Annotated in this window: 20 protein-coding genes and 1 tRNA gene; 12 read left to right on the top strand and 9 right to left on the bottom strand. The window is 36.2% G+C overall.

All coding sequences use genetic code 11. From position 1 onward, the window contains the following. Nucleotides 1–17: 17 nt before the first annotated feature. The 3 genes from DCE79_RS05935 to DCE79_RS05925 form a co-directional block, all read right to left on the bottom strand. Nucleotides 18–728, bottom strand: coding sequence for a LysM peptidoglycan-binding domain-containing protein (locus DCE79_RS05935; RefSeq protein WP_108712191.1), 711 nt, complete (start codon nucleotides 726–728; stop codon nucleotides 18–20). Between the two features lie 86 nt (nucleotides 729–814). Continuing rightward, on the bottom strand, nucleotides 815–2,254 hold the full coding sequence (locus DCE79_RS05930; RefSeq protein ID WP_108712190.1) for a RecQ family ATP-dependent DNA helicase: 1,440 nt from the start codon (nucleotides 2,252–2,254) through the stop codon (nucleotides 815–817). Continuing rightward, nucleotides 2,251–3,288 carry a YpbB family protein gene (locus DCE79_RS05925; protein ID WP_108712189.1) on the bottom strand — a complete coding sequence of 346 codons (1,038 nt, stop codon included), beginning with the start codon at nucleotides 3,286–3,288 and terminating at the stop codon, nucleotides 2,251–2,253. Before DCE79_RS05925 ends, DCE79_RS05930 begins: the two co-directional genes overlap by 4 nt. Before the next feature lie 101 nt (nucleotides 3,289–3,389). Here DCE79_RS05925 and DCE79_RS05920 point away from each other — a divergent pair, with 101 nt between their 5' ends. From DCE79_RS05920 to DCE79_RS05895, 6 genes are all read left to right on the top strand, one after another. After that, the gene (locus DCE79_RS05920; protein WP_108712188.1) at nucleotides 3,390–3,638 is read left to right on the top strand and encodes a ferredoxin; all 249 of its coding nucleotides are present in this window, start codon (nucleotides 3,390–3,392) and stop codon (nucleotides 3,636–3,638) included. A gap of 143 nt (nucleotides 3,639–3,781) precedes the next feature. Then, a complete protein-coding gene (gene fabI, locus DCE79_RS05915; RefSeq protein ID WP_108712187.1) occupies nucleotides 3,782–4,558 on the top strand; it encodes an enoyl-ACP reductase FabI in 777 nt (258 codons plus the stop codon). 157 nt (nucleotides 4,559–4,715) lie between these two features. Beyond that, nucleotides 4,716–6,800, top strand: a complete 2,085-nt coding sequence (locus DCE79_RS05910; protein WP_108712186.1) for a DUF2339 domain-containing protein — start codon at nucleotides 4,716–4,718, stop codon at nucleotides 6,798–6,800. Between the two features lie 52 nt (nucleotides 6,801–6,852). Beyond that, nucleotides 6,853–7,308, top strand: a complete 456-nt coding sequence (locus DCE79_RS05905) for a helix-turn-helix transcriptional regulator (protein WP_108712185.1) — start codon at nucleotides 6,853–6,855, stop codon at nucleotides 7,306–7,308. Nucleotides 7,309–7,416: 108 nt separating this feature from the next. Continuing rightward, the gene (locus DCE79_RS05900) at nucleotides 7,417–8,115 is read left to right on the top strand and encodes a glycerophosphodiester phosphodiesterase (protein WP_108712184.1); all 699 of its coding nucleotides are present in this window, start codon (nucleotides 7,417–7,419) and stop codon (nucleotides 8,113–8,115) included. A 342-nt stretch (nucleotides 8,116–8,457) separates the two neighbouring features. Continuing rightward, nucleotides 8,458–8,637 carry a hypothetical protein gene (locus DCE79_RS05895; RefSeq protein WP_108712183.1) on the top strand — a complete coding sequence of 60 codons (180 nt, stop codon included), beginning with the start codon at nucleotides 8,458–8,460 and terminating at the stop codon, nucleotides 8,635–8,637. Between the two features lie 230 nt (nucleotides 8,638–8,867). Here the strand turns inward: DCE79_RS05895 and DCE79_RS05890 are convergent, their stop codons facing one another. Then, entirely contained in the window at nucleotides 8,868–10,130 is a 1,263-nt protein-coding gene (locus tag DCE79_RS05890) for a M48 family metallopeptidase (protein WP_108712182.1), read from the bottom strand. Nucleotides 10,131–10,303: 173 nt separating this feature from the next. Here DCE79_RS05890 and DCE79_RS05885 point away from each other — a divergent pair, with 173 nt between their 5' ends. Continuing rightward, nucleotides 10,304–10,522: a hypothetical protein gene (locus tag DCE79_RS05885; RefSeq protein WP_108712181.1), complete on the top strand. Its 219-nt coding sequence runs from the start codon at nucleotides 10,304–10,306 to the stop codon at nucleotides 10,520–10,522. A 147-nt stretch (nucleotides 10,523–10,669) separates the two neighbouring features. Continuing rightward, a tRNA-Val gene (locus DCE79_RS05880) sits at nucleotides 10,670–10,742 on the top strand. A gap of 96 nt (nucleotides 10,743–10,838) precedes the next feature. Here DCE79_RS05880 and DCE79_RS18595 read toward each other — a convergent pair. Continuing rightward, complete coding sequence (locus DCE79_RS18595) at nucleotides 10,839–10,961, bottom strand: integrase (RefSeq protein WP_199912302.1); 123 nt, start codon at nucleotides 10,959–10,961, stop codon at nucleotides 10,839–10,841. Nucleotides 10,962–11,218: 257 nt separating this feature from the next. On the opposite strand from DCE79_RS18595, the gene DCE79_RS18940 reads away from it, so the two are divergent. Beyond that, nucleotides 11,219–11,416: an IS3 family transposase gene (locus tag DCE79_RS18940; RefSeq protein WP_369916809.1), complete on the top strand. Its 198-nt coding sequence runs from the start codon at nucleotides 11,219–11,221 to the stop codon at nucleotides 11,414–11,416. Nucleotides 11,417–12,040: 624 nt separating this feature from the next. Next, on the top strand, nucleotides 12,041–12,244 hold the full coding sequence (locus tag DCE79_RS05870; protein ID WP_108712179.1) for an alpha/beta-type small acid-soluble spore protein: 204 nt from the start codon (nucleotides 12,041–12,043) through the stop codon (nucleotides 12,242–12,244). A gap of 396 nt (nucleotides 12,245–12,640) precedes the next feature. Here DCE79_RS05870 and DCE79_RS05865 read toward each other — a convergent pair whose 3' ends face one another. Continuing rightward, nucleotides 12,641–13,000 (bottom strand): hypothetical protein, encoded by a 360-nt coding sequence (locus DCE79_RS05865; RefSeq protein WP_108712178.1) that lies wholly within the window; start codon nucleotides 12,998–13,000, stop codon nucleotides 12,641–12,643. A gap of 544 nt (nucleotides 13,001–13,544) precedes the next feature. On the opposite strand from DCE79_RS05865, the gene DCE79_RS05860 reads away from it, so the two are divergent. Together DCE79_RS05860 and DCE79_RS05855 are read left to right on the top strand one after the other, a co-directional pair. Continuing rightward, nucleotides 13,545–13,961 carry a hypothetical protein gene (locus DCE79_RS05860; protein ID WP_108712177.1) on the top strand — a complete coding sequence of 139 codons (417 nt, stop codon included), beginning with the start codon at nucleotides 13,545–13,547 and terminating at the stop codon, nucleotides 13,959–13,961. 353 nt (nucleotides 13,962–14,314) lie between these two features. Further along, a complete protein-coding gene (locus tag DCE79_RS05855) occupies nucleotides 14,315–14,827 on the top strand; it encodes a VanZ family protein (RefSeq protein ID WP_108712176.1) in 513 nt (170 codons plus the stop codon). Between the two features lie 76 nt (nucleotides 14,828–14,903). Here the strand turns inward: DCE79_RS05855 and DCE79_RS05850 are convergent, their stop codons facing one another. The 3 genes from DCE79_RS05850 to DCE79_RS05840 all read right to left on the bottom strand — a co-directional run bounded on the left by DCE79_RS05850 (nucleotide 14,904) and on the right by DCE79_RS05840 (nucleotide 18,928). Further along, a complete protein-coding gene (locus DCE79_RS05850; protein ID WP_135841890.1) occupies nucleotides 14,904–15,515 on the bottom strand; it encodes a hypothetical protein in 612 nt (203 codons plus the stop codon). Beyond that, nucleotides 15,475–16,143 carry a hypothetical protein gene (locus DCE79_RS05845; protein ID WP_108712174.1) on the bottom strand — a complete coding sequence of 223 codons (669 nt, stop codon included), beginning with the start codon at nucleotides 16,141–16,143 and terminating at the stop codon, nucleotides 15,475–15,477. The genes DCE79_RS05850 and DCE79_RS05845 overlap by 41 nt, the downstream gene beginning before the upstream one ends. Nucleotides 16,144–16,558: 415 nt before the next feature. Then, nucleotides 16,559–18,928, bottom strand: a complete 2,370-nt coding sequence (locus DCE79_RS05840; RefSeq protein ID WP_159083060.1) for a FecR family protein — start codon at nucleotides 18,926–18,928, stop codon at nucleotides 16,559–16,561. Nucleotides 18,929–18,931: the final 3 nt, after the last annotated feature.

Genomic DNA, 18,931 nt, shown 5'->3' with positions numbered 1-18,931 from the left:
CTATATAAACTATATTACTACGGGTTAATGATTAATACTTGTCCTGTTGAAATACTATCAGAACTTAAATTATTTGCTGCTTTAATTTTTTCGATACTCGCTGGACTTCCATCACCGTAATATTTTAATGCAATACGATATAAATTGTCAGTCGATTGTACCGTATGTGTTTTTTGTTCTTTTTGTGCAGCCGCTTTTTGTGCCTCAGCTTTTTTCTTTTCTTCTTGTTCTTTTGCTTTTTGTGCAGCAACTTTTTGTGCTGACTCAGCATCTTTTACTTTCTTTTGTTCTGTTGCTTTTGCTTGCTTTTGCTCTTCCGCTTTTTTAGCTTCTTCAGCGGCTAGACGTTCTTTTTCAGCTTCATCATTAGCCTTTGCATCAGTGTCATCTTTTTTCTCTTCGGCTTCGTCATCTTTTTCCGCTGACTCTACCACTTTCACTTCATTTGGATCTTGTTTTATAATTTCTACTAACTGATCTTTTTCATCTTCTTTTACAACATCATTCTGCTTCGTACCTGGATCAAAAATAAATAATACATAACCCAAAATGCTTAATGGAATAAAAATAAAAATAACTACTAAAACTGTCATTATTGGATTTTTTTGTTTTTTGGCATCTTTTTTATGATGACGGCTTACACGAGACAATTTCGCTTCTGACTCATTATGTAAATCAATCTCTTGACGATGCTCTTCTACCTTTTCACGGTAATCTTCTTTCGCCACAGCTAAAACCTCCAACTCTATTAACATACTACCCTTATTATGACGAATTTCTACAAAAAAGTAAACGGTTCAACAATAGTTTCCAACTATCGTAATAGTATTTGACGCAATCTTTGTTGCCAAGTTGCATAATCATTTATATTTTCTTCATCTGTTCTCTCATGAATTAACTGATTTAATTCGAGTCCGCAGTTAGAGCAACAATTTTCTTGTTTTTGTTCAAGCTGCTGACCAAAGTATTCGACAACTTGTTCTCGCATACAAGTTGGTGATTCTATCAATTTTTGCATCTCAGTTACTTCATCAAACTTTTTCGTCTGAATCGCCTGCATGCGCTGTTTCACATGTTCAACAGATTCACGTTCAAGCCAGTAACTTAAGACACGAAAAGCTACTTCCGGAATTTCTCCATTTGCAAGCATCGCTGTTGGTTGCTCGCCAGATTGTATATATTGAACAAACCGGTCAATATGGAAGTCCTTCGGCAAATCTTCTGATACGATAAACTTCGCGTATTGCTCGTCCCCTTCACAATATAAAAGGATCGCAACCGAAGACTCCCCATCACGTCCAGCACGACCAATTTCCTGCATATAATTCGAAATAGTAGATGGCATTGTTTCATGGATGACTTGGCGTACATCATTTTTATGAACCCCCATACCAAAAGCATTCGTCGCAACAATCCATTGTAAGTGCCCTGTTAAAAATTGTTGCTGAATAAATTGACGATCCTGCATTTCTTTTCCGGCATGGTAGGCAGCCGCAGAAATATTTTGCTGCAATAATGCTAAACTAATTGCTTCCGCCTTCGCACGTGACTGGGTATAAATAATTCCTGGCCCTGCCGTACGATTGACATGCTCAAGTATCCACGTAATTTTTTCATCCTTATTGGAGAAAAGTTTTTTGGCTAAATGAATATTGGGGCGATTCACTGAATGTTTAAACGTGAACGGTTCTTTCATCTGTAAATACTGCCCAATATCTAGTAATACACTTTCCGTTGCAGTTGCAGATAATGCTAAGATTGGTGGTCGATTTGTTTCAGAAATGACTTCACCAATTCGTAAATAATCCGGACGGAAATCGTAACCCCATTGCGAAATACAATGTGCTTCATCTGCCACAATAAGTGATAATTCCATCGAGGCAAGCCGCGCTTTGACTTGCGGCTGAATCAGCATCTCTGGTGAAATAAAAATAAAACGGTATTCATGTAAAAAATGCAATGCGTAATTTTTTTGTTGTTGTGTTAAAAATGAATTCAACGCCACCACACGTTTTTCACCCATTTGCTTTAATTGGTCGACTTGATCTTGCATTAATGAAAGCAGCGGTGAAACGATTAAAACAGGCTTATTAAAAAGATATCCAGGTAGCTGATAACACAGTGATTTCCCCATCCCAGTCGGTAAAATGGCCACAACATCTTGTCCATCTAGTAAACTTTGAATAATTTCTTTTTGTCCTGGTCTAAAAGAGTCATAACCGAAATAGCGTTGTAAAGTTTCTTCTAAATTCATACGTTCTCAACTCCCTTCGCTAAGGCTAGGCGCAATTGAAAATAACTAATTTGTGGCAAAATTTCATGTAATGTTCGTAGCCTTTTCGTATCATAGGCTTCCACAGTTTGAATTACTTGCTGCTGTTCTTCCTTCGATACGAACTGTTCAATTGAAAAATGGGTATCATTCATCGCCAGTTCCACTAAATGATCTTCAATAGTACTTGTTTTTAATTTTCGCATAAGACTAATTTGTTCAAGCGAATAGCCCTTGTTATAAAGCTTGGCCGTTGTATTAGCTGAATCCGTTAATATGGCTTCTACACGGATACCTTCTGCTAATTGTTGCAAAATTGGGTAGCCATCATTATTTTCGATTTCCATTAACCATTGATGCAAACCACTTATATAAAGAAGTTGCACATCCATTTCTTGCATATGATACCCAAAAGCTAGCTGCTGCCATGTATAGCCTGGTTGTTCATAGCCTGTTAACCGATAGATTAGTAAATCTTTTATTTTTTCTTCTACTTTTAAATTTTGTAAACTTTGCTCCATTTCTTCATATAGAACTTGCTGTAATTTTTGCTGTTGAAAGTGATTCTTCACTAGGAAATTTCGTACCCAGTGTTGGACCGTTTCATTACGTTCAATTGGGATAAACGCTCTTACTCCGTTTGTTTGATGCGATAAACTTTGACTAACGAGCGATAATCTTGCAAAGAACAGATGTTCATTGCCACGGTAATGCCAGCTATCAAAGGCAAATGGTAGCGGCTCTTCTGCAAGTTTTTTTCCTTCAGCAGTCATTTGGAAATAGCCGTTTTCTTCTATTACAATAGTATTTTTCGCAAATAATATGTCAATTTGTTCATCAAATTTTGGACGCGTTAATTTTGGTAAAAGTCCAAAAAACTGATACAATTTGAATAGACCAACATCTTGAATGGTTTGACCAGAGCGCTTGCCTTTTAATAAATGATAGGCAGCAGAAATTGTTCGCTCATTTTGAAAAGATGTTAGTATTTTTAAAAGAATTTGTTGAAATAGCAAATCAAATCCCTCATTTTCGTAGTATTAGGTTGAAATGTGTGAAAAACACATTTAGAATAAATAAGAGCTTGACGGAGCGAACGGACAAAGGAGAGGTAATAATGCCAAAATATACAATCGTAGATAAAGACACTTGCATCGCTTGTGGCGCTTGCGGCGCTGCTGCACCAGACATTTATGATTATGATGATGAAGGAATTGCTTTCGTTATTTTAGATGATAACATGGGTACTACAGAAGTTCCAGAAGATCTACTAGAAGACATGCAAGATGCATTCGAAGGCTGCCCAACTGATTCAATTAAAGTTGCAGAAGAAACATTCGATGGCGATTCTTTAAAATTTGAATAGTATTTCTTAAAAACGACTCTTTCATTGCAAAATGAGAGAGTCGTTTTTTTATGTAAAATTTTATTGCACAACATTTTTTCGAATGTTATAGTTATTGTTAGTAGTAGGTACTAATAATAACTAACTATTTTAGGGGTGTAACAATGGATTTATTACAATTACAGGGGAAAAATGTTGTCGTGATGGGCGTTGCCAATGAGCGCAGCATTGCTTGGGGAATTGCAAAAAAGCTATTTCAAGTTGGAGCAAATGTCATTTTCACATATCGTAAAGAACGTTCTAAAGGTAAAATCGAAAAATTACTAACTGATTATTCGGAGCATTCAACTACGATTATTGAATGTGATGTCAATAGTGATGAAAGCATTCAAAATGCATTTCAATCCATCGGCGAAAAATTTCAAGTCATTCACGGAATTGTGCATTCAGTAGCATTTGCACATGCCGAAGATTTACACAATCGCTTTGTAGAAACGTCTCGCGATGGTTATGCGTTCGCACAAGATACAAGTGCTTATTCATTAATTGCTGTTGCAAAAGCAGCAAAACCTTATATGGCAGATGGTGGTTCGATTGTAACAATGTCTTATTTAGGAGCTGAACGCGTGCTAGATGGCTACAATGTCATGGGTGTTGCGAAGGCTGCTTTAGAAGCTTCGATGCGTTATTTAGCAGCAGATATTGGCGCTGATAATATTCGCGTAAATGCGATTTCAGCTGGTGCTATCCGTACATTAGCAGCAAAAGGTGTCCCAAGCTTCAATCAAATTTTGCGCAAAATTGAAGAAACTGCTCCACTAAAACGCAATACAAATCAAGAAGAAGTTGCAGATATGACGATCGTGATGCTTAGTCACCTCTCTCGTGGGGTTACGGGTGAAACAATTTATATCGATAGTGGCTATCATATAATGGGTTAATCATGGGCGATTTCACATCTTTGGTGAAATCGCTTATTTTATACCGATATGCACTACATCTTAAGAAAAAACAACGAAATAATAATTTACACGCTCTATATAAAAGTGTAATATTACACTAAATAGGTAAAATTACTTTTAAAGAGAGGTGGAAGACATGGACCACGAAACAAAAATGCTCGACCGCATCGTAGCACTGGAAAAGGAAGTTTCGGATTTACGCTCGGAAGTTCAACACTTAAAGCAACATACATCATTTGAGCCCGCTAAAAAGGCGTTAACTCCTGCATACGTTGCACCAATTAAACAAGAACATGGGGAAGAATCTGTACAAACAAATATGCAACTGGAAGAACCTATACTAGAAAAAGAAAAACGTTCGCTAGAGGAACTGTTTACGCGCGCGTTACCGAAAATCTTTATGGTTATTTTAGTGCTTGGGGTCCTTTGGGGATTAAAACTTGTTAGTGATTATGGATTTTTATCGGATAGTATCAAAATTATTGCTGGCTTTGTGTTATCGATTGGGCTTAGCGTTTGTGCCTTTGTGATGGATAAAAAGAAAAAGGGATCGCGTGTTGTCGCCCTTTCACTCTATGGTGGCGCGTTCATTGTTGGGATTTTGGTAACCGCAGCTGGTGCAATTTTGTATGATGTGCTTGGCCTTTATACAGCACTTATTATTGCACTCATTTACATCGTTTACGGTGTCGCAATTAGCTATATGAAGGGTAACGAAGCATTAACCGCGCTCGTTGTCTTTACATCCTTATTACTCCCGTATTTACTGGAATATATGGAATTTAGCACAATGATTATCGGTATTTTTATTGTACTGCTATTTACAGTCGTGCAGGTCGTGATTTTAAAACATAAACAGCGTAAAGCTCTTTATATCGGCATGGCCTTTTCAGTTTTAGCGTTATGTATTGTTTCAGGTTTTCATATAGAGCAAATCGTATTTTTTGCAATCGCACTTGTTCTACTATATAGCCTATTTTTAGTGAGCTACTTGCAGTTATATCCTGGTGAAAATAAACTTCATGCAGGTATACTATTTAGCTTTACAATCTCTGTCTTAACAGCAATAAATCTCATGCTTCTTCATAAAGATGCAGCACCATACATTGTGCTAATACTAGTTGGCATTTTGAGCTTTGTCACGTACATCGTGTTTAAACGTAAAGATAAACTGTTACTCGATATTGTTGCGACATTAACAGTACTGACATTATTAACTTTCATTGCACAACTGAATATTTCAGGAGATGTTATTTTATTATTATGTGTCATTGTTGCATTTGCAGGTTTAATCCTTGCGGTGAAGCATGCCATTCGATTTATGAAATGGATGTATACCTTTGTCTTTACGATTCTTGGGCTATTTGTGTTTATCTTCTTTGACGTTCAACCAGTTGTATCCATTGAGCATTTAGTGCAACTTTTAATAATCGGGATGCTTGTAATCTTGTACCGCACGCTTCGCAAGTATAGCATTTCACATGAAGATGACACGATGTCAATGATAGCGCGAGAAGATGTGTTCCCAATACTCATTTATGGTGCCGCGCTCGTTTATATTTGGAAAATCGATATAACACATATGCCAGATCACTTTACGACCTATTTAACATATTTGGTAATCGCGCTCTTCTTTGCTACGTTACTTATTATAAAACGGGACGTAGTTGGTCGCCTCCTACCGGCAATCGCTGGTGCGGTTTATATTGTTGCTGTACTTTCTCTTTTTTCAAGTGTTTGGGTGGAGGATCAAACGGTTATGTTGGCACTCATTATGCGCCTACTTTATATAGGTCTCCTTTGGGCAATCCTTGTTGATATTTGGAAACGTGGGGCTATTTATAAAAATTACGCCGATATTTTAGAAGGTTATACGGAGCAACTAACTATTATAGTCATGATTGTTTCAATCATCGCGATGTTCGGCTTAACAAACTTTATGATTTTTCATCAACAAATCAACTGGAACTCAGCAGTTATACTAAATACAGTATCGATTTTCATTGCTGCTTGTTTATCACTATTTTTAGCAGCGAAACGAGACTATCGAAACTTAAAACTAGCAGGCATTGGGTTATTATTTTTCGGTATCGTGAAAATGATTTTCTTTGACTTGTCAGCGCTTGACCTACTCATTCGTTCAATTTCCTTCATTATTATTGGTGCAATTGGGTTAGTCATTTCAAATAAGCTACTCGATAAAGGAAAAGACTCCGAATGATTCGGAACTAACAATATGTTATATTTAGTGTATTATTACACGAGGTGATTCGATGGACAGAGAGAGCATTACACAAATCACGTCCGAAAACCTGAAGCTCATTCGGACTGAAAATGACTATACACAAGATAAAATGGCAGAAATATTAGGGATTTCCAAAAAGACACTCGTTCAAATTGAAAAAGGACGCATATTAGCGAACTGGACAACAACGATTGCCATTTGTGCCCTCTTTCACAATAGTCCAACCTTGCAGAATCAAATTGGCGGCGATCCAATGGAAGTCATTGAACTCACAGTACATGATGTCATTATTACACCAAAGGAAAAAACAATGGGTGGCTACATTTGGTGGAAAAATATCGAAGAACACAAAAAATTCCGCTTGCAACAAAACCTTTTAAGCAAGCATTATCGCATTTTAGACGACGAAAATTATCGCCTCTTTAGCATGCTCGATGAAAAAGTAGCATTAGAAAAATGGCAAGAAATTAAAGTGGTTTTATAAACGATTCATTAGCGATTTCACATTTCGAAGTGAAATCGCTTTTTTTATTTTGAATACTTTATGCTAAAATGATTTCAAAAGTAAATAAAAGGAAGGAAGGTGGAAATATTGAATATACTTGCGCATCGCGGTTACAGTGCGAAATTTCCAGAAAACACGTTGATTGCTTTTGAAGAAGCAGCAAAGCTTGATGTATGGGGTGTCGAGTTTGATGTCCATTTAACGAAGGATCAGCAGCTTGTCGTCATCCATGATGAATCGATTAATCGTACTTCAAATGGGAAAGGTTTTGTGAAAGATTTAAGTTTAGTGGAGCTACGAGCGTTTGATTATGGCTCGTGGTTTGCAGAGGAATTTGCTGGGCAGAAAATCCCTACTTTAGCGGAAGTGCTCGCTATTTTTAAGGACACGGATTATCAAATTAACATTGAAATTAAATCAGATATATTTGAGTATGAAGGCATCGAGGCATTAATTGCCCAGGAAATCCTAAACTTTGGGTTACAAGAACGGATCATCATTTCTTCGTTTAATCATGAAAGTATTGCGCGCTTTCAGCAAATCATGCCGAACGTGAAAACAGCCCTGTTATTTGCTTCTCTCGTTACGAAGCTCGAAGACTATGTGAAACTATTCGGTTGCGAGGCGATTCATATCCCCTACTATTACGGCAAACGTTCCATTATTCAGCAGGCCATTAAAAATGGGGTTATTGTGAGAGCCTATACCGTGAATAATGCGAAGATTGCTGGGCAGATGGATGCACTTGGGGTTGATGCGGTGTTTTCGGATGTAGTGAGAGTTTAAAGGTAAAGATGAGGAAAATACACTGGCAGTAGGTGTATCAGTAAAAGTTACTTAAATAACTGTAACAAGTAGAACGCATCTCTGCAAAATTATTGGTAGATTAAGCATTTACGTTTCATAATCTGTTTCAATTGATTTTTGGATCTTTTGAAACAGATTTTTTAATTCTTAATATTGCGACGATTTGTAGGAAAACGCTTCCAATAAGCGAAAATAAGTCTAGTTCATTTTGTTGTCATATTGTGAACGTTTTCATGTACTTTTCTCTTACTATCCGTTGAGGTCAGACTTCTATTTGGTGTATATTTATAGTAACAAATAACTGATTCGGAGTTGACATATATGAACGCAGAAATTTTATCCTTTGTTGAAAAGATAGAAGCAGCCGTATTAAATGACCTAGTAACTACAGACACGTCTGATTTATATGAAATCGCAGTAGAAATGATTGCTGAGGACAAAGAAGCTTTCCAACATATTTGCCAAGCTTATGAAGTCGTAAAACATAATATGCTTGGGTAAATTGTAAGTTTATTTTTTTCAATTCCCCCTATCCTTACTTGGTGTGCCTGGTAATTGATTGGCTTGTGAGTGTTGTTGGAATGGTATGGAAATTTATAAAAATAGAAGAAGGAATATTGAAATGGAGTTATTCTCTATTCAATATTCTTTTTTGTTGTAGATAAGATAAAGCTGTATTCCACCATGTGAAATACAGCTTTCTTGAAAACTATTATTTGAGGAATTTCACTTTATTCCCTTTTAGTTTGATCAGCTACTTTTTTTATTCTTTCTATCATCGGTGGATGTGAATAACGGAACCATTTGACAAGTGTTGATGGGTTTACTTCACCTAGTCCAGCTTTTGTCAGCTGTTGAAAAGCCGAGACCGCTGCCTCAGGATCTTCAACTAGTTCCATGGCATATTGATCGGCTCTTTGTTCCTGATAACGTGAGACCATATTCGACAATGGGCTTGAGAAGAATAATAGAAAAGATGAAATCAATAAAAACAAAGGTAATGAGTTAATATTGCTCATTTTTTTAATTTTTAATAGTGATCCATAACGAAGAATCATCCAAGGCATGATTTTTGCGATTAACCAAAGTCCAATAAGCGTTGTCAACAAATATCCAGCGATGCCTATATAAATATCCTTCATGACGTAGTGCCCCATCTCATGTGCCATAATGAAGAGTATTTCCTCATCCGTTAATCGGTTCAATGTCGTATCCCACAGCACTATCCTTGAATTTGCACCAATCCCGGTCACATACGCATTTAAAGCATTTGTCTTCTCCGCCATATTCACTTCATACACATGTTCAGAAGGAATATCTGCTTGCTCTGCTAGTGAAAGAATCTTCGTCTCTAATTCTTTATCTTTTAGTGGATAAAAATCATTGTATATTGGATCGATCACGACTGGTTGGATGAACATAAGGAAAATTGAAAATGGCACGGTTAACGCCCATGCATATAACCACCATCTCTTTGTACTCTTTTTAATGAGCCAATAGAGAACTGTTACGATTATAACTAACATCCCAAACTCCATCCAAAAATCAATAACATTATCCCTCATCCATGAGGAAAAAAGTTGCGTACTAATGCCATAGCTTTTGCTTAGAGAATACTGATAATAGTCTAGTGGGAATTTGAGGATAAATACTAAAATTGATAGTAAAAATAAATACACAGCATTTCGCCAAATTGCCCATTTTTTTTGTACAGGGCTCCATTTCTCAAACAAATGTGAAATACCAGAAATTAAAATAATAAAGTAAAGAAACCATTCAAACGGTGTTGCAATAAAAAAAAGGAAATTTCTTATTTTCGCTAAATCCTTACTTAACACCAATTCCTGTGCTGACATAAAACTGTTTGGATCTACTACCGTTCCTTTAAGCGTTGCGGGTATCCCACTATCCTGGCTATGAAAAAAATAGAAATACATCGCCACAACATACATACCAAATCCAAGAACACTTATTAAACCCCATTTTTTCGTCATTCCATCTACACCTCAATTCATTCGATTACCCTATTCTATTATTGGAATCCTGAATCCATTTCTCTCAATTTTTTTAATCTCCCTTTTATGATAGTTCTATCTACAAGAGAATCATCATAAATTGAGAAAAATTCACTCAATCTTTCATTTGAGTTTACAAGGAGATTATAAAAATGTATGCCATTCATTATTTTGAAAATAACTCACCTGCACTAAGCCAATGTTTACGACGTATTCCGGAAGTTGATGAAAATATCAAAATCAAAGGCCGTAAAGGGAAAGTTGTAAATATCGCCCAAATTGCCGAAGACAAATATCATGTTCATTTAGTCCTTGAAAAATTAGTTAAAAAAGAAACATTGCTACTAGACGATAAGAAGAAAAAACGCTGATTAGTAAGAGGAATGTGTTCGCGATCATTACTATTTGAAATAATAACATGAAAAGTAAAATAGTGGTGGTTTTCTATGTACCACCACCGCCTCTTATGCTATTATTCTATGTAAGAACATTTTTAAGCTTCTTTATGTATCTTACATGGTCTTGTAGCTCAGTTGGGAGAGCATCACCTCGACAAGGTGGGGGTCGCTGGTTCGAGACCAGTCGGGACCATCACTTTCCACAGCCTGTAAACGTTGATATAACAACGTTTACAGGTTTTTTCTTTTGGAACACTTCCTGTACGAAACCTCGATTTTTAGGCAATGCTCACGCGATTTTTTCCAGTGCATTTTCAAAAATATCAGCTAAATCATTCTCTTCATTTGGAACGAGGTGCGCATAGGTTTCTAATGTGATTTTCGCATTCGCGTGACCTAAACGTTTGGACACCTTTACAACATCAACACCCTTTGTAACGAACGTTGAATATGAATTGTTTTATTGACCAAATCAATATCGCTCCAGTTTACCCCTAAAAGCTCGCCTCGTCTCATTCCCGGATAAATGGCAAGAAAGAAAGTTAAATAATGTTTTTCTCCCTTACAGTGTTTATACCCTTCATCAATTTTAAGGTTATAAGAAGCATCAATATCCTATGTCCTAATTTTTGATAAGGGCTTATTCGCTTGATACACCATCTGCATTAGATCGTTGGGTTAAAAATCATCAAGACACGGGTTCTTTCAAAGCGGAAGATAACCGTTCAGACGACGAAAGCAACGTATAAGAGTTTTAAAATTGAATTTGTGTACCAGATGACCTATGAATCACTTGAACAGCTCGAAATTAACAATATTCGAATTCACCAAACGCTTGGATATCTTACGCCAGCAGCATTTAAGTAACAGTCCTTATAAATATTGTACTATTTTGTGTGGGTATTCCAGGTCTTATAAAAAAAACAAGCGGAATCCATCCCTTATTCATTTCATATGATATTGAAAAGGAGGTTTATAATGTTACCAGCTATACTATTACAATTTGCTTACCTAATTATTTTAATATGGTCAGTAGCTATGCTAGTGCAAGACTTTCAAGGGACACATAAGAATTGGTTAACCGTATTGTTACACATCTCTGTTGCAATCATTTCACTTAACTACTTACTGGTTTCACTTGGCATAAGTATCTAACCATTAAATGAGCCATGCTTACATACGTGTAAGCATAGCTCATTTATTTTAGGTGATGGGTAACAGATCACATAGCTAGTTAGTGCAACTAAAGCCCCCAATATGAACTGTTTGTTGAATAGCGTAACTAACATTTTTTAATGCCTTTATACACAAGTATTATAAACCTTCACTTCTTTTTCAATTATAGAAAAAACAATGCTTTTATTTATTCTAATTAACCACTTTTTTTAGTTTATTGACACTTTTTTTCTGATGTTACGAATAATTTAAAGCTTTACTCTCATAATAATTCCACAGGCGACAAACCTGATAACTTGATTGGAGGAATGCACAATGAGTAATTCAAACAATAAATCAAATCAATTAAACGTACCCGGCGCTCGCCAAGCGGTAGATAACATGAAGTATGAAATTGCGCAGGAATTCGGAGTAAACCTTGGTCCGGAAGCATCATCAAGAGCTAATGGTTCTGTTGGCGGAGAAATCACAAAACGATTAGTTGCAATGGCTCAACAACAATTAAAAACGTCAAAGTAACAATTTAGACCATTAATGAATTTAGACAACATTAAAAATAAATAATTAAACGGAAGTGGAGATCGTTTTCACTTCCGTTTTCTGTATTAAACGGTCCATATAAAACGGAGAAATCCGCACAAACAAATTATCTATAGAATAGTAGCGATGCATATGCTCAAAAAGGACAACTTACTCAAAGAGAGAAGTCTGTCAAAAATGAGATTGAATTCATTCATATATTATTTGGCGTTGTTTTTATTACTCCATCTCGATCTAAAAAACTGCCTTTTTCAATCCAATCACACCTTTTATTTTTAACATTACTTTTATTATGTTAAAAATTATCGGCTTTAAGCAGTCTTATTTAAGGTATCCACTAATTACCATAATGAACTCCATCAGCTAAAAAATAATTTAAAATCTTTCTTTTATTTTCTTAATGTCCCAACTTTTTAATTGAGTTTGCATATTTCTTATTGAAGCTTTAATTTCATTTCCATTCACTAATACTGCAACGACAATTGTTTCAATAAGTGCAATTCCCCATACAAATAGAAGAATTAATGTAATTGCAATATCTGCTCCGCTTTCCATTGTATTTCTGGTCTCAAAGAAAATCATTTTTCCTAAGAAAAAAATTACCCCTACCCCAAGTGAAATAGGTCCATTATATAAAATGTAGTTATAGGAAAATTTTCTGCCTAAAATGTACATAACACTCGCAATAAGAAGAATCAGAATAAGACAAGATAAAACAATGGAAAAATAATTCATTTATTTCTCCTTTCTCTGTATTTTATACATATTTTTTCCTATTAGTTGAGATAATATTCAATTTTTCCATACTATATGCAATAAATAGCCCCCCAAAAAAATCAACTTTTCGAGGGTATAATGAATATTTTTTAAAAATAACTGCGATTACTGGGTTGTTAATCCCATCAATTACAAATTCAGAGCCTGTAAAAAGAGTAATACAGACCGCCTGTTTACTCTTTTGTCCGCAATTTGTCCGCAGAATTATTTTTTTGTGCTGATTTTATTTAACTGAAATGATTTTACTTGTCCCAAAAGCCTTATTAAATCAGGCTTTCTAAACTTAATTGAGTTTAATTTAACTCGGTTTATTTAGCCAGATAAATTCGACAAGGTGGGGGTCGCAGGTTCGAGACTTGTCGGGACCATCATTTTTTATAGCCTGTAAACGTTGATATAACAACGTTTACAGGCTTTTCTCTTTGAATGACTTCCTACCCTACTAAAGCCCCAGCAATCTGAGAAGTTTCTCGTCTCGCTGGGGCTAATTTTTTTATTTTATTTGACTATTTACAGAAAAATCACTGTACCTAATAAGTTTTATTTTACTTGCATAAGTCGGTATAAAAACATCACAAATTGTGCTCTTGTTACAGGAATTGTATATGGGGCCGGTACATTATTTAAAGATTTACCTAAAGGCAGCTCGATTATTTTCGATATTGCCGATGAACGTTTATTTACGGAAACCGGCATTTTCAACCGTGTACAAAATATGGTCCAAATGGCTGCAGCTTCTGGTGAACCGATGCAATTTTGTTCATCTATTGCACAATTAGAACAATTATTAGCGCAGCAAGACTTACTCATCTTTGAGCATCTAGCACCTCAAGACATTCAAAATCGACATTTTGTAGATCGTGAAGATGACCTGCAAGCTTTCGAAACGATTCATTATATCCATGCGGTGAAGAAATAGAAGGTTTTACAACGCTTAATAACATTAACTCTACCTATCACACTTTCAAATTATTTTCATAAACTATAAAATAAGTGGATTTGAATGAATCACTAAGAAAAAAGACAAACGCTGTAAATTCAACGTTTGTCGTTTTCTTTTTTGAGTAGAATATTACGGTTATATCCCTCTTGAAATACAAGAATCATAAAAATAATCGTTTTTGTGCTTGGCACGACCATTTTTAATGATTTCACAAGACAGGTCAAATTAACGATTGAATAAAAAAGCTAGTTCCGATATTTTAAATGTGAGCACCATAAAGCTAGCTCATTCAATCACATCCAGCACTGCCATTAGAAAAGGAAAAAATTATGAAAAAACTAAAAAAACTATTACTCAATATTTTACTATACGCCGTATTGGTATTTTATTTGGTTGTGCTATTTGGGCTGCTCTTTCTGAAGGCACGTGATTTTAGCTCGGTCAATCTCGTGCCGTTTTATAGCATTGGCAGTTTTCTATTTAGCGATGATCCATTGTTACATGCTTTTTCATTTTCGAATGTCATCGGCAACATTGTATTATTCGTGCCATTAGGTCTTTATTTATCACTTTTTATTCGCGAAAAAAATGTGGTGAAAAATGTGCTCTTGGTCATTTTCATCAGCGTGTCTGTTGAAGTTTTGCAGTTTGTCTTTAAAGTAGGTGCAACCGATATTGATGATGTCATTTTAAATGGATTCGGTGGCTTTATAGGGATAATTGCATATCACATTCTACTAAAAATGATTGGAGATGCACAAAAAGTAAAGCTCATTGTCACACTGGGTGCCCCGATTGCAGCGATTTTTAGTGTTTTAGGCATCATTATTTATAATGGTTAAAATCGCACTACGCTTCATGTACACAATAAAAGCAAACAACACATGATTTAGTGCTGTTTGCTTTTGTTTCATCTTCTTATTTTTTTGTACATCGATAAAAAATGGCTGCCGCAATGCTACCGCACGCTAAACTTAGTAACAGCCACTTCATCTCATTCATTTGGGACAAATAAAATGCCCCTAATTGCTTCGCTACGAAGAAATTCATGACATAGTAAATAATTGCTACCATATAGCCGACTGTGCTACTTTTTGTTAGTGCCATAGCGACTAGTGCTAAGCCTCCTAAAAACAACAAATTAATAAAGCTATACAGGACATGGCGCCATAAAAACGCACTACCATTTACCGCTAGAATCGTTAAGTAAACAGCATACAAGATAGCAACTATCAATAATGCCGTCACGAGCCTTATACACACGACCTTCCAGTAGGCAAGTCGCTTCGTCCAAATAACTGAAGCAATGTCTTCGTCAAATTCATGCAGAAGGATTGGCGAAATAAGTACGAGCCCCAGTAACGGGAAAAAGCGACCTAAAATTTGCATCGTTGCCGTTTCTGTTAACTGCACGACCCCAAATAACGGAATCATGCTCCCGCAAAGCAGTGCCGCTACACTAAACGAAAGTACTTGAAAGTGGCGAATATTACGAACGGCGAGCGTGAAGTACGTGTTGAATCCATTCATAAGCAGTGCGCATCCCCTTTCGCTTTTGTTCATAAAGCCCTATTGTTAAACCAAGTAACACGAAGGCTAAAGCCGTATAACTAACCCGATTGATCCACAGTGCCTGAAGGTGATCCACATACACTTGCGTATTGCCAATGATGTTATGGCGAAGTGCAATGAGCCCTAAGCTATAGCCACCCTCCATTTGCTGCAGCCCAATCGACATCGTTACAAAAAATAACGCAAACTGTAACACAATGGCTAAAATCGTGCCCGACCATTCCGTCACAAAGAAACCGAACGCTACGACAACAAGTATCGTTGGTAATAGCCAAATAAAGGCGTGCTCCACAAAGGCGAAATAATCAAGCAACTCATTTGGATAAAGCGAGACAACACGGTACGTTTCATAAATTGCTACGAATAACACCGGTAAAATCGTTGCACAAACTACGGCTAAAAAACGCGTCATCACTAATTGAAACGATGAGATGCTGCGGCTATAAATAACCGTTGTCACGCCCGCTCCCTGATCCTTTAAGGATAGGGTCGTAATAATGAAAATCGGTAAAATTAATAAAATGATCCCTGTATAATCTGCATTTTGGCCAAGAAGTTTTGATATGGGAATTCTTATTCTAACCAAATATTTTTATTTGTTCTAATTTTCCACGAACTCCATTACGTCCCAGGTGCACTTTTGCATATTTGCTGGGACGTTGGTGTTATTGGGTTTGCGGGATTTGTGTGTAGAGATTGTGTAAATCTATTATCTTTCCAAATCAAACTTGCTATTTATCGTTCCATCTTCATTAATCAAATAAGCGTATGAAGCTTTTACACCATTGACAACTTCCCCAAAGGGTGAAGTCTGTCAAAAGCGAAATGGAATTCATACATAAATTATTTGGTGTAGTTTCATAATTCACGGATATGAAGGGTAATGAGGTACCATGTTTCTAACAAATCATATTTGCACCCGAACCCTATTTCTTGTTTATTAGTCATATCAATTGCTAGATGAAAACTCAATTAATGATTTAGCAATTGATCTTAGACTTTTAATTATTCCATTGAATGGAAGGGACATTAATGAGATACGTCTCTGTAATCCCATCCCTTGTATGCACTAGTTCGTACTGTATTGAATCAGTCCCCGGAGTTGGATAGTGTTTATATTCCACACTATCTTGGAGATGGAGATTCATTTCTAGAGGTTGCCACTCATCTCCAACTTTCACATGTAGCAACATCTCATCGGCGTCATCTTTTCTATTAAAAACTATAGCATTAAGATATTGTTCAGTAAAATTAATCTCATCTACTGTAATGACGTAATCATAATTAGAAACTCCTGTGCTAATTGTATATGGGGCCGGTAGATAAGAAACGACACTTCCATCATGACCTCCCCACATTTCGTAAATATTAAATGGTTGTACAACGGTATTCACTATCAACTTAAATATTTTCGGACCAAACGTATTATGTTGCACGGTTATTGTGAAAATTAACTCAGTTTTCTGTTGTCCCAACTGCGTTAAAAATCCAGTATCTGGATTTTTAATACTTACTCCATTTTGTTCAATTTCAAGTATTTGTATATTTTGGTCACTTGTTATAATTGCCAAAGATACATTATCACCGTTAACTGGTATTTCTCGTTCAATTAATAGGTTGGTGATATCATCTTCTTGACCACTCTTACTATAATTCAAATCTGTCGGCAATTCATTTTTCAGAAGTTGAACATCGAACGGTTTCTCTATATCTGACCATGAGGGTGGTACTTCTGTAGCCACATTCAAATTAAATTCTTTCGTATCTAACTTGTTATGCTTCACCGTTACTGTGAATCTCATCTCAGCGCGTTCCTGAGACAAATGAGTTATAAATACTCCATCACCATTACCGTCATCGTCTTCATCTAGTTCATAGATGGGCTCACCATCACGTTTAACTTCTAAAAGTTGCATCGATGGGTCCGTTGATTTAAATACAAGACTTACATCATCACTGCTTACTACTATTGGTTCTTTAACTAGTAGATCGGTAATCGACGCTCCTCGCTTATAATTCATGGCTGTCGAACTATCACCTATCTCGAGCTGTAAATCGAATGGCTTCTCTATTTGTGGCCATGTTGGTGTTGGAGGTTCTGTCGGTTTCGGTGTCTCTGTCGGGCCAGGATTTTCTGTCGGGCCAGGAGTCTCTGTTGGTTTTGGAGATACCGTTGAACCACTATTAGAGTTCCCCTGATTTGGTTGCTGCTCATCTAATCTTTCCTGCTTCTTGCGTTCATATTCATCTCGTTCAGCTTGGCTTTGCTTAGCAAGCCAGAGCTTTTCTAATGCATCAAGCCGATCTTGCTTCAATTTATCCTCTTTTGCTTTTTGTTCACTAGCTAAAAATTCTTTTTTTAATGCATCCTTTTTGGCCTGCTCTGCCTTTAATTTTTCTAAACGCTGTTGCTCGCTTAATTTTTTCGCTTCAAATTCCCAATCTACATCGCCTTTATTTCCATGCAATTCAGAATTAACCAGTTGCTGCTCTTTAATTTTCTGTTGTAATTCTGATAGTGCATTTCCATCTATTTTATTTAACTTAAATGCCTCTTCTGCTAGAGCTAGCAATAAATTATATACATTATCAGTATATTGATTTTGCGCTAGCGGAAATTGATTAATTTCCGTTGGGAAAGTTGTCGTTGAAAACTGATTCATTAGCTTTTGGTTCTCACTAATAATTTTTTGTGCACTTTCTAGGATCGCTGCCATAACTTCACTACTAGTTGAATTTAACATTTGAGCTAAAATTTGGTTATCTATCGGTATCATTTGTAGTTGATCTTGGCCACCAACAGTCAATGCTGAAGCTGGATAAACGTTAAATTGATCAGTATTATTACCGCTTCCAGTAACATTAACATTCCCCGACAAAACCGCTAACGAAGGGAGTCCTGTGTTAGGGTCTACACCTACAAAGAAATTTGTACCCCGTACACCCATAATAGCAGTCGGAGTTTCCAATACAAATTCATCATCTTTATTTTTAATCGATTTTACATCGACCCATGCCTTTCCTTTAAGCATACTTACTTTCGTTATAGTACCACTCTTATTAGACAGCTTACTAAAAGTTACCTTTGCACTACTCTCTAATACGAATGTATCGTCTTCTGATGTACCATTAGAAAATTTCAATACAACTGAGCTTTCCTTACCAGTAGTTACAATATCACCTTGATTCAAGCTCATTCCTTTGAATCCTTTAAGTATCTTTTTACCTCCGGATTTTTGAACCTCAACTGTACCTTCCACCTTCGATATAATTGCAACTCTCGAAGTGGATGCCTCAGCTGTTCCGACATGGCTAAATATCGATACTGTCAAAAATATAGCTATAAGCGTTACTATACTCCATCTTTTCAAAGT

Origin of the sequence: Lysinibacillus sp. 2017 (assembly GCF_003073375.1) — a bacterium.
In the GTDB taxonomy this organism is placed as follows: domain Bacteria; phylum Bacillota; class Bacilli; order Bacillales_A; family Planococcaceae; genus Solibacillus.
This window is presented reverse-complemented; position numbering and strand designations above follow the sequence as displayed.